This is a genomic window from Streptomyces sp. NPDC060028 (genome assembly GCF_042736725.1).
Lineage (GTDB): Bacteria > Actinomycetota > Actinomycetes > Streptomycetales > Streptomycetaceae > Streptomyces.
In genome coordinates this window covers 1-11231 of the sequence record NZ_JBHWVJ010000141.1, presented here as the reverse complement: position 1 = coordinate 11231, position 11231 = coordinate 1, and the positions used below count along the sequence as shown (strand labels likewise).

Genomic DNA, 11231 nt, shown 5'->3' with positions numbered 1-11231 from the left:
CGCTTCGCCCAGTCGGTCGCCGACTGCCGCGACTGGCTTCGGTCCCTGGGTGCGCAGGGCCGCGACGAGGCCCTGGAGGCCCTGAAGGAGGCCGCCCAGCGCACCGCCCCCTTCATGCTCTACCAGGAGGACCGCCAGTACACGAACTTCCGCGACGGCAACACCGTCACGGGCAAGACGCTGTGGCCCGGCCACCCCGACTGCTTCCTGAGCGCCCTGCAGGGCCTGCCGCTGGAACTGTGGCCCGACAGCGACGCCGTGATGGTCACCTGCCTCACCCTCCTCATCCGCTCCGCCGGATACGCGCGCATCGAGGAGGCCAACGGCACGCAGCTGTCCCTGGAGCACGTCGCGTACCAGCTGGAGCAGAACCGCCGCCACTACAACGACGTACCCGGCGGCGAGGAGGTCGCCCGCCCCGCCACTGCGAGCGTCGCGGACCTCGACACCCTGGCCCGCGCCCTGTTCGAGCGCCGCAAGGGCGTCCTGGCCGACGCCCAGCTCTACCGCGAGATCCACGGCGCGCTCGTCCACAAGATCGAGCGGGTCGCCGAGCCCTACGGGGACGAGGCACGCGCCCGCGAGGCCGCCGTCACCGCCCGCCTCACCGCCCGCCTGCCGCTGGCCGGCGCCGACCTCGACGAGCTCGGCGACGCCCTCGCCGCAGCCCCGCAGTGGCTCGCCGAGCCCCACGGCGACTTCGGCACCGGACTGGAATCCCTCGTCTACGAGGCCGTCGCCGCCGCCACCGACGCCTTCGACGCCGACTTCTCCATGAGCCGCGGCCTGCGCTCGCTGCCCCGCCTCATCGAGGCGCTGCGCGGCGAGAGCTGGGCCGAGATCGTCGACTGGGGCATCACCGAGTTCTTCTGCTGCGTCGTCCCGCGCGCCGAGGCCCGTACCTACTTCGCGGACTCCAGCGCCCGCCTCGCCGACACCGCCTGGGCCATGTCCTCGCGGATGCAGTACAACTCCTGGCACTTCATCGCCGGCAACCTCCCCAAGACCTCCGAGATCGAGGCGCGCGACCACTTCGTCCCGCCCACCATCCCCGACATCGCGTTCTACTCCGACCAGCACCACCACGGCCACGTCAACAACATGGTCCGCTTCACGGTCCGCAGCCCGCACGCGGTGGAGGTGCTGGACCGCAAGTTCAACGGGTTCATGGACCTTCGGCTGCTGCGCTGCGAGGGCGCGCCCTTCACCACCCAGGACATGCTCGCCGCCCACCGCACCTCGGAGTTCATCGCCAAGGCGTCCAGCCTCGCCGCGGGCCTCGCCGCCGCCGGCGCCGACATCGAGGTCACCTCCTTCGACTCCCAGTGGCACTGGGACACCGTCATGGCGGCCGCTCCCGACGCATCCGAAGAGTCCGACACCTCGGACCAGGTGGCCTGAGCCCAGCCGGGCCCCGCCCGGCTGCCCACCCCGGCCCGGCCCGGCTCGGCCCCGGCTCAACCCATCGGCCGTTCCCTCTAGGAGATCCGTTGACCTCTATCGGCGTTGGCGAAACCAAGGAGATCCTCCGCCTGCGAGACGTCTCCGTCCTCGAGCACGTCCAATCGGTCCTGAGCCGGATCCACAAGCACGACGGCGAGCTCGGAGCCTACGTCTCCGTCGCCGGTGAACAGGCCCTCCAGGCCGCCGAGGCAGCCGACGCCCGCATCCGCGAGCTCGGCACGGCGGCCTGGCAGGACCGCCCCCTGCTGGGGGTGACCGTGTCCGTCAAGGACCTCATCCAGACCTCCGACCTGCCCACCACCCGCGGATCCCTGCTGCCCAACGGCCGCGCCCAGGCCGACACCCCGGCCGTGGCACGGCTGCGCGCCGCCGGCGCCATCATCGTCGGCAAGACCACCACGTCCGAGTACGGCTGGAGCGCCAGCACCGTCTCCCGGGTCGCCCCGCCCACCCGCAACCCCCGCGACCTCACGCTCACCGCCGGCGGCTCCAGCGGAGGAGCCGCCGCCGCCGTCGCGGCCGGCATGTGCGCCGGCGCCCTCGGCACCGACGGCGCCGGATCGATCCGGATCCCGTCCGCCTTCTGCGGCACCGTCGGCTACAAGCCCTCCTTCGGCCGGGTCCCCTACGTGCCCTCCGGCGCCGAACGCCTCGCCCACCTCGGGCCCATCGCCAAGAACGTCCCCGACGTCATCGAACTGGCCGCCGTACTCGCCGGACCCGACCGGCTCGACCCCGACTCCGCCCTCGGCTCCCTCGACGCCCGGCGCGAAAACCGGTCCCTGCGCATCGGCTGGGTCGAATACCCCGGCACCACCGAAGAGATCCGCCGCATCACCGAACAGGCCTGGCCGGTGCTCACCGCGCAGGGACACCACGTCCAGCGCGTCGAGGTCCGCTGCGGCGGCCTCTACCCCGCCCTCGTCGACATCGTCGCGGCCACCGAGGCCGCCGGCACCGACCCCGAGAACGACGAATGGATCGACCAGGGCCGGCTCGAGATCGTCCGCTACGGCCGCACCCTCAGCGGCGCCGCCGTGATGCGCGCCGAAGGAGTGCGCCACGAACTGCGCTCCACCCTGCGGTCGGTGATGGACCGCTTCGACCTGCTCGTCATGGCCACCGTCCCCATCGAACCGTTCTCCGCCGACGCCATCGGACCTTCCTGGGCAGCCGATCCCAGGGATCTACTGTGGCTCGACTGGGCCCCAGCTTCGTACCCCTTCAATATGACCGGTCAGCCGGCGGTGTCCCTGCCGGCCGGACTCACCCGTGCCGGGCTCCCGGTGGGCCTGCAGCTCGTCGGGCCCGTGGGCGCCGACGACCTCGTACTCTCCACCGCCCTGCGGATCGAGGCCGAGCTCGGGCCCTTGCCCGATATACCGGATCGTGTGTCATAGAAGGAGTGCGGTAGCCCATGTATGCACGCTCGTGGTCTCGCCCGTACGGGGAAGGCGGCGTCGGCCGCTCGTCGTTCGTCGCCGAATTCGGCATCTGGAACGACGAGCAGACCGCCGCCGCCGAGCAGATCGAAGCCGGCCTGCACGACATCGACCTCGTACGCGTCGCCTTCTGCGACCCCCACGGGCTCGCCCGCTCCAAGACGCTGACCTCCCAGGCCTTCCAGGGCGTCCTGCGCAACGGCATGGACTTCAGCCCCGGCCCGTTCATCTTCGACACCGGCCACGCCGTCGCCGTCGACTTCCAGTCCGGCGACCCGGGCATCGGCGTCTCCGAGATCACCGGCGCGGGCAACTTCGTCCTCGTCCCCGACCCGCTCACCTTCCAGGTCCTGCCCGGCGACGGGCCGCGCACCGCCTGGATCCTGGGCGACGAGTACCTGCGCGACGGCACCCCGCACCCGCTGTCCACCCGGCACGTCCTGAAGAAGATCGCCGCCCGGTACACCGAGCGCGACCTCACCCCCATCGTCGGCCTCGAAGCCGAGTGGTACCTCACCCGCCGCCTCGACACCACCGCCGGCAACGTCGGCAACGGCTTCGGCCTGCAGGGCCCGGCCCCCGCCGTGGAAGCCGTCGACTCCGGCTACCAGTTCAACGGCGACAACGCGTACGCCTCCGTGGCCGCGATCACCAACCCCATCGCCATGGACCTGGTCGCCCTCGGCCTGCCGCTGCGCTCGATGGAACACGAATCGGGCCCCGGCCAGATCGAGACCACCTTCAGCCCCATGACCGCGCTCGACACCGCCGACGCGATGCTCCTCTTCCGCACCCACGTCAAGCAGTCCTGCGCCCGCCGCGGTTACCACGCCTCGTTCATGTCGCTGCCCCGCGTCGACAGCTTCGACCCGAGCGGCTGGCACCTGAACCAGTCCGTCATCGACAACACCACGGGCCGCAACATCTTCGCCGCCGACGGCATCGCGGCCGGCATCTCCACCGAGGGCAAGTCGTACGCCGAAGGCCTGATGGACCGCGCCCGCGCCTACTGCCTGCTCTCGGTCCCCACCGTCAACGGCTACCGCCGCCTGGGCGCCGAGCACTCGCTCTCCCCGACCCGCATCGGCTGGAGCTTCGAGGACCGCGGCGCGATGATCCGCGTCGTCGGCGGCGGCAGCTCCACCCACATCGAGAACCGGGTCGGCGAGCCCTGCGCCAACCCCTACCTCAACATCGCCGCCCAGCTGCACGCCGGCCTCGAAGGGCTCACCGGATTCCCCGGCACCACCGAGCCCGTCCGCGTCGGCTCCGCGCCCGACGCCCGCGCCGAGACCCTGCCGCAGTCCCTGCCCGAGGCCCTGGAGGCGTTCCGCTCCGGCCCCGCCGCCGACCTGCTCGGCAAGCCGCTCGCCGCCTGCCTGATCAAGCTCAAGGAGAGCGAGGCCGCCCGGTACGAGGCCTGGGCCTCCGAAGCCGGACCCACCGGTACGGCCACCACGGAATGGGAACAGCGCGAGTACTTCGAGAACTTCTGACCGCGCGCCGTCCCCCTCCGACGAAAGCAGAGCATCGATGATTCCCCGCTACACCCTGCCCGAGATGGGCACCCTCTGGGCGGACCAGTCGCGCTACGAGACCTGGGTACGGGTCGAGATCCTCGCCTCCGAAGCCCAGGCCAAGCTCGGCCTCGTCCCCGAGGACGCCGTCGAGGACATGCGCCGCGCCAAGGTCCCGGACGCGGCGCGCGTCGCCGAGATCGAAAAGGAGCGCGACCACGAGGTCCTCTCCTTCCTCGCGGCGTACTGCGAGGGCATCCCCGACGCGTCCGCCCGCTGGGTCCACCTCGGCATGACCAGCTACGACCTGGTCGACACCTCGCTCGGCCACACCCTGGCCCGCGCGACCGACCTGCTCACCGCGGCCGCCCGGCGGCTGCGCCGCGTCCTGACCGAGCGGGCCGCCGAACACTGGGACACCCCGATCATCGGGCGCACCCACGGCGTCCACGCCGAACCCACCACCTTCGGCCACAAGCTCGCCGGCTTCGCCTTCGCCGTCGACCGCTCCCTGACCCGCCTCGCGGCCGCCCGCGAAGCGGTCGCCGTCGGCACCATCTCCGGCTCGGTCGGCACGTACGCGCTCATCGACCCGTACGTCGAGGGCTACGTGTGCGAGGCGCTCGGCCTCGGCGTCGAACCCTCCCCCAGCCAGGTCGTGGCCCGCGACCGCCACGCCCAGCTCCTCCAGGCCGTCGCCGCCCTCGGCGCCTGCGTCGAACACCTCGCCCTCGAACTGCGCCTCCTGCAGCGCACCGAGGTGCGCGAGGTCGAGGAACGCCGCACCAGCGCCTACCAGGGCTCCAGCGCCATGCCCCACAAGCGCAACCCCACCACCAGCGAACGCCTCAACGGCCTGGCCCGCCTGCTGCGCGGCTACGCGAACTCGGCGGTGGAGAACATCGCCCTCTGGCACGAGCGCGACCTCGCCCACCAGTCCGTCGAGCGGGTCATCCTGCCCGACAGCCTCTGCGTCGGCCACTTCCAGGCGACGAGGGCGACCGAGCTCGTGGAGAACCTCGCCGTCTTCCCCGACCGGATGGCCGAGCACATCGACCAGACCGACGGCCTCGTCTACAGCTCCGCCGTCCTCGCCGACCTCCTGCAGGGCGGCATGGAACGCGAAAAGGCCTACCGGGCCGTCCAGAGCGCCGCCAACAACACCATCGCCTCCGGCGAGCATTTCAGTAGCACACTGGCCAAAGAAGGCATCGACCTGGGCACGCTCACCCCGGACCGGTTCCTGCGCAACCATGGCGTCATCCGCAACCGATTGGAGCAGCTCCGTGAACTGGAAGATTGAGCGCGTCGAAGGCGCTTCCCTGGACCTCGAAGAGGTCCTCGAGGTGTACCGCGCCTCCGGCCTCGGCGAGCGCCGCCCCATCGCGGACACCGAGCGCTTCCGCGTCATGCTGGACAACGCCAACCTCGTGCTCGTCGCGCGCGACGGTGACAAGCTCATCGGCATCGCCCGCAGCATCACCGACTTCAGCTACGTCACGTACCTCTCCGACATCGCCGTCGACCGGACCTACCAGCGCGGCGGCATCGGCCGCGCGCTGATCGAGGCGACCCAGAAGGAAACCCCGGGAGTCAAGATCGTGCTCCTGTCGGCGCCGGCGGCCACCGAGTACTACCCCCACATCGGCTTCACCCAGCACGGCTCGGCCTGGGTCCTCAACCCGTAGCGGCAGCAGGCTCGCAGCCCACCGGAAAGCCGTTCGAGCGCCGTCCCAGTCCACTTCAGTTCACGGGCACCGATCGGTAGATTTTCCGGCGAGCCCAGCACGAGCTCCCACGGACGTGTCGCCGTGGGATGCGTGAGTCGCGGGGGAGTAATGAACCAGATTTCCTCAGGGGCCCTTCTGGAGCCCCACATACCGGCGCCGCACGGCCACGCGGAGCCCCACCCGGTCGAAGAACACCCGACCGGGCCGGGGCCCCGCGCGGCCGGCCCGTGCGGCCACCTGCGGATCCTTGTCGTCGACGGCGCCGCCGACGGCACGGACCCCCTCGTCGAACGACTGCGCCGACAGGGCCACGAACCCGTCTGCGCACAGAAGGGCGCCGCGGCCCTGCGCGTCCACGAGGACGTCGACCTGGTCCTCCTCGACCTCGACCTCCCCGACCTCGACGGCCTGGAGGTCTGCCGCGTCATCCGCTCCACCAGCCGCGTCCCGGTCATCATCGTGACCTCCCGCGGCTCCGAACTCGACTGCGTCCTCGGCCTACAGGCCGGCGCCGACGACTACGTGGTCCGCCCCTACGGCTTCCGCGAACTGATGGCCCGCATCGAAGCCGTCATGCGCCGCTCCCAATGGCAGCCGGCCACCGCGACCACGGCCGTCGAACACGGTCCCCTGCGCATCGACGTCAACTCCCGCGAGGTCACCCTCGCCGGCGACGAGGTCAGGCTGACCCGCAAGGAGTTCGACCTCCTCCTGCTCTTGGCCTCCCACCCCGAAACGGTCGTCTCCCGCAAACGCCTGCTCCAACAGGTCTGGGGCGACTCCTGGTCCCGCCGCACCGTGGACACCCACGTCAGCAGCCTCCGTGGCAAGCTCGGCGCCAACTCCTGGATCATCACCATCCGCGGAGTGGGTTTCAAAATCGGTCACCCCTGACCCGGGGCCGACGAGCGCGGGCCGTGAGCCGCGAACAAAAAAGAACATCCCGAGGCCACCACCCGGTCACGTTTCCCTCACCCCCTCCGTCATACCTGTGACAGACACCGACCGCCCCTCACCCCCGTGCGGCGACGGCGCTCTGTAAGGCTCTGAGGAGGACAGCCATGCAGACACGACTGGTTGGTCCGGCAATCATCGCCCCGGGTGCGACCAAGGCACTCGCTGCGCTCGCCGCATCCGCGGCCATCGCCGGCGTCTCACCCGCCACGCAGTGCCTCGTACACCTGCGCGCCAGCCAGCTCATCGGCTGCGCCGCCTGCACCCGCATGCACGGCCGCGCCCTCAAGCGCAAGGGCGAGACCAACGAGCGCCTCGGCTCCGTGGCGGACTGGCGCAACTGCGACCCGGCCTGCTTCACCGACGCCGAGCGCGCCGCCCTCTCCCTCACCGAGGCCGTCACGCACGCCGCCGGCGACGCGATGGACGACCGCGTACCGGACGAGGTCTGGGCCGAGGCCTCCCGCCACTACGGGGAACGCGCCCTCGCCGCCCTCTTCGCCACCGTCACCACGAGCGACGCCTGGCACCGCTTCCACCCCGCCACGGCGGCCGCCCCGAAGCCTGCGGCCCCCCGCCAGGAGGACGACCAGCCGGACGGCCAGGCGGACCCCCAGGACAGCGCCCGGACCAAGGCCCCCCGTTGGACCCCGACCCGCCCGCCGCGCCCGGTCACCCCCGCCACCCCGGCCCCCTGGACCCAGCCCCGCCCCGGCCCCGCCCGCCGCGCGGTCCCGCGGCTCGGCTGGTAGCCCGCTCCCGCCACCCGGGGAACAGCCCTACGCGCCACACCCGTACGGGCTTGTTCCCCCACCCCCGGCAGTGAGCCGCCCCAACTCCTCCGGCGCCGCCAGCCTCGGCAGCAGCAGCTCCCAGAAGTCCGTCACGACCCCCCGCGACACCCACCCCGGCTCGGCCGCCCCCAGCACCTCGAACCCCACCGTCGCCGCGACCACCGCGTGCGCCGCGTGATCCGGCTCGACCCCGGCGGCCAGCCGGTTCTCCCGCGCCGCGGCCTCGAAGACCTCCTCGATCCAGCGCCGCCACTGCCCCCGCAGATCCGTGACGCTGTCCCGGGCCAGGTCCGCGCAGAGCCCGAACCCCGCCCGTACGACCGGGTCCTGCGACAGCAGGGCCGCCAGGTCGTGCGTGGAGTCCACCATCACCTGCAGCGCGTCCCGGTCGGCCTCCCGCCGGCGCCCCGAGGTGATCCGGCGTACCGCCTCCGCGGCCCGCCCCTCCACGGCCTCGGCCAGCAACGGCTTGCTCCCGAAATGAAAGTGCAGCCCGCCCGCACTGACACCGGCCCGTTTGGCGATCGTGGCGATGGAGGCGGTGACGAAGCCTTCCTCGGCGAACACCTCGGCTGCGGCACGGACGAGCGTTTCACGCGTGCGGGCGGCACGCTCCTGCTTCACCATGAAGTCTCCACAAACCGCGACCACGGTTTGCCAAAGGGGCACATACTTCCGTTTTCATGATCCGCGCACCGCCCCCAGTCCCGGTGGAGAACGGCTGGATGGCGCGGGCCCAGGACGGCCTGCACGACTCACCACCTCCGCTCACGTCACCTCGGACCGACGACAGCCCCATGACGTATCGCGTCGGGCATATGTGACAGACGAGCCACCCGCCCTCCCAAGCCCCGCAAAACCAAAAAGGGCCCCAGGGTATCCCCGAGGCCCTCCCAAGCCCCTGAGCACCCCTCAGAAGCCCTCCTACCGCCCACACTCACCCCACGGCATGCAACGCCCTACGCCGCTTCGACTCCGCAGCCTTCTTCGCCACGGCCTGAGCCGCCCGCTTCTTGCGCTGCTCGGCGAGCTGGTCCTGATACGCCGCCACCGCCCGGTGATAGCTGTCGACATACCCCCGGGCGTCCAGCCGCTCCTCCGAGGACATCTCGTTCACGGCCGCGACGGCATCCTCGAACGAGTTGTACCCGGCCAGCATGGGGTTGATCTGATAAACGCCATTTCGGATCTTCCTCACCAGCTTGGCGAGCTCCAGACTCCGCAGCGCCGCGTTCACACTGGGCCGGCTCAGGTCCAGCAGCCCGCCGACCGTCGCCTGGTCGATCAGGATCCGACCCCCCGGCTCGCTCAGCGAACGGAGCTTCAGCAGCACCCGGTAGGCAGCCGGCGGCAGGTCGAGGTCGGAGAGAAGCCCATCGGCGTTGACCGCAGCGAATCGCAAGGTGCTCACTGAGCTGTCCCTTCTTCCCTGCGCTTCACCCGGCTCAGCCGACGCGAAGCGCGCTCTCTTGCCCGTTCTGCCCGCAGTTCCGCGATGGCCTGCCGCATGTGGTCCAGCGAAGGGAAGCGCACCAGGTCCGGCAGGTTCGTGTCACCACGAATCTGCGAAATGGTGCTGTGCTGCTCCACCTTCACGAACTCACCCGTCATCTCAGTACCCGGGATGAACTCCGCTACCCGATAACTGTAGGGCGGGTTGAACTGATACACACCCCGCCGCACCTTGAAGACGATCCCATGAGACATCACCGTGTGCAGCGCTTCCGAGGTCTTCGTCCGGCTGACATCCAGGATGGTAGCCATCTCCTCCTGCGTGAGCGGAATCCGGCCCCCCGCTCGCTGACAGGCGATGAGCAGCAGGATCAGCCGCAAGGGCAGCGCTTCCCGGAAGTACTGGGCGATCACCAGGAAGAACTCGAGGCTGTCCATGGAGAACGCATTCGGCTGGTTCTCGGTCCCGTAGAACTCCAGCGGCTTGCGTTCCCCGTCCAGGGTCAGCTTCCGCGTCGGGTACCGCTTGGCCAGGCTGTCAAGATCCTTGACCGGAGCCAGCGGCTGACTCCACGCGGAGATCGCATCATCCACCGGCAGATCGGGACGCGGCGTCCCTACCGGACTTCCCCGTCGGCGCTGTGGCTCTGATGACACGAGGCTGCTCTCCACTTCGTTGATCTGCGGAGATCAGTATGTCAACAAGGGTGACACAAGTGTCACGCTCGTTGACGTTCGGCGTGTCTTGTGTCCCCCCAGAGGGGACACATCTCAGCCACCCCCTCTCCAAGACCCTCCCCCACCCCCACCGACCAACCCCACCCACCCCACCGCCAGTTAACCGACACATCTCCCCTAAAACGTCAGCCCCCCCGACGTTTTACCCCATTTTACGTCAGCCTCACCAACGTTTCGCGCTCGTTGTGTCCCCCTACGAGCGACACAACCCCCGAGATATGTCCCTTCTGAGGGGACATATCTTTCCCCCCGAACCCCCTCTGACCTGCGGCAACGCATCTCCGTACCTTCTATAGGCCGGTGGTCGCCCCTCTACACGCCCACAACGCCGTCCCCAACCCCCAGCCCAACACCACTTCCTGACGCCACCACACCCCCCACTCCGCGCTACAGGATCACTGGACCTCACCGCTACACCCCCGTGGAATCTGACTGATTCCCGTCTTTATCCGCACCCACTTTTGAATCACCCCCCTCCAAGCACCATTAACGCCGTTAACACCCACCTCCCCCCACCCTCCTGACCAGCACAAACACCACCCCACACCCCCGACCCCTCCCCAACCCCCAAACACCCCCACCCCAACCCCTGGCCCAAACCATGCGCCCGCCCCCCAGAGCAACCCACGGAGTCACCCAGTCAAAACCGAACAACCAAAGGCCACAGCAGTTCAAACGCCAGCAGCAACCAACTCCCGCAAAACCAAACCCAGTTACAGATCAAACCGAAGCTAACCCCCCACCCCCAGCCCAAAACAGAAACCCCTGCCCACGCTCAACCCCTCAAGACCAAGCAGCTCTCTTCAGCCAAGCGAAGCAAAAACCATCAGCCAAAGGCCGACCCCACCCAGTCAAAATCAACTGCTCCCTTGCTTAGCCCAAACAAAGCGAAGACGCCCGCCCGCGGGGCACCTCGGACTAAGGCCCCACCCCAAACCAAACAGCCGGCTCTTTGGTCGCAGCGAAGCGGAGACCATCCGGCCGCAGGCCGGCTCTAGGCGCCAAAGGCGCCCCCGAGCCAAGCGAGGATCTCTTCCTCCGAGCGCAGCGAGGAGGCTTCCTTGGGTCGAAGCGAAGCGGAGACCCCGGTGCACCATCGCCGAGCCGGCCGACCAGATCCGCAACCGCAAGCGCCGCGGG

At 69.9% G+C, this 11231-nt stretch carries 10 protein-coding genes; 7 read left to right on the top strand and 3 right to left on the bottom strand.

Annotated features, from left to right (window positions below):
• The 7 genes from ACFWBF_RS36185 to ACFWBF_RS36155 all read left to right on the top strand — a co-directional run.
• A partial coding sequence (locus ACFWBF_RS36185) for a hypothetical protein (protein WP_385609093.1) occupies positions 1-1401 on the top strand: 1401 nt, incomplete at its 5' end.
• Between the two features lie 89 nt (positions 1402-1490).
• A complete protein-coding gene (locus ACFWBF_RS36180; protein WP_385609092.1) occupies positions 1491-2864 on the top strand; it encodes an amidase in 1374 nt (457 codons plus the stop codon).
• A gap of 17 nt (positions 2865-2881) precedes the next feature.
• Complete coding sequence (locus ACFWBF_RS36175) at positions 2882-4402, top strand: glutamine synthetase family protein (RefSeq protein ID WP_385609091.1); 1521 nt, start codon at positions 2882-2884, stop codon at positions 4400-4402.
• Positions 4403-4439: 37 nt separating this feature from the next.
• Positions 4440-5726 carry an adenylosuccinate lyase gene (purB, locus tag ACFWBF_RS36170; protein WP_385609090.1) on the top strand — a complete coding sequence of 429 codons (1287 nt, stop codon included), beginning with the start codon at positions 4440-4442 and terminating at the stop codon, positions 5724-5726.
• Positions 5710-6111, top strand: coding sequence for a GNAT family N-acetyltransferase (locus ACFWBF_RS36165; RefSeq protein WP_377779073.1), 402 nt, complete (start codon positions 5710-5712; stop codon positions 6109-6111). The genes purB and ACFWBF_RS36165 overlap by 17 nt, the downstream gene beginning before the upstream one ends.
• 150 nt (positions 6112-6261) lie before the next feature.
• Entirely contained in the window at positions 6262-7047 is a 786-nt protein-coding gene (locus ACFWBF_RS36160; RefSeq protein WP_385609089.1) for a response regulator transcription factor, read from the top strand.
• A 167-nt stretch (positions 7048-7214) separates the two neighbouring features.
• A complete protein-coding gene (locus tag ACFWBF_RS36155; protein ID WP_385609088.1) occupies positions 7215-7859 on the top strand; it encodes a carboxymuconolactone decarboxylase family protein in 645 nt (214 codons plus the stop codon).
• 27 nt (positions 7860-7886) lie between these two features.
• On the opposite strand, the gene ACFWBF_RS36150 is transcribed toward ACFWBF_RS36155, so the two are convergent.
• The 3 genes from ACFWBF_RS36150 to ACFWBF_RS36140 form a co-directional block, all read right to left on the bottom strand.
• Positions 7887-8528 carry a ScbR family autoregulator-binding transcription factor gene (locus ACFWBF_RS36150; RefSeq protein ID WP_385609087.1) on the bottom strand — a complete coding sequence of 214 codons (642 nt, stop codon included), beginning with the start codon at positions 8526-8528 and terminating at the stop codon, positions 7887-7889.
• Between the two features lie 310 nt (positions 8529-8838).
• Positions 8839-9312, bottom strand: a complete 474-nt coding sequence (locus tag ACFWBF_RS36145; protein ID WP_385609086.1) for a MarR family transcriptional regulator — start codon at positions 9310-9312, stop codon at positions 8839-8841.
• On the bottom strand, positions 9309-9947 hold the full coding sequence (locus ACFWBF_RS36140; RefSeq protein WP_365928756.1) for a hypothetical protein: 639 nt from the start codon (positions 9945-9947) through the stop codon (positions 9309-9311). Before ACFWBF_RS36140 ends, ACFWBF_RS36145 begins: the two co-directional genes overlap by 4 nt.
• Positions 9948-11231 lie beyond the last annotated feature (1284 nt).

Excerpts from the sequence above, each read along its gene's own strand:
- ACFWBF_RS36155 (WP_385609088.1), top strand. The coding sequence starts at position 7,215 with ATGCAGACACGACTGGTTGGTCCGGCAATCATCGCCCCGGGTGCGACC.
- ACFWBF_RS36175 (WP_385609091.1), top strand. The coding sequence starts at position 2,882 with ATGTATGCACGCTCGTGGTCTCGCCCGTACGGGGAAGGCGGCGTCGGC.
- ACFWBF_RS36160 (WP_385609089.1), top strand. The coding sequence starts at position 6,262 with ATGAACCAGATTTCCTCAGGGGCCCTTCTGGAGCCCCACATACCGGCG.
- ACFWBF_RS36150 (WP_385609087.1), bottom strand. The coding sequence starts at position 8,528 with ATGGTGAAGCAGGAGCGTGCCGCCCGCACGCGTGAAACGCTCGTCCGT.
- purB (WP_385609090.1), top strand. The coding sequence starts at position 4,440 with ATGATTCCCCGCTACACCCTGCCCGAGATGGGCACCCTCTGGGCGGAC.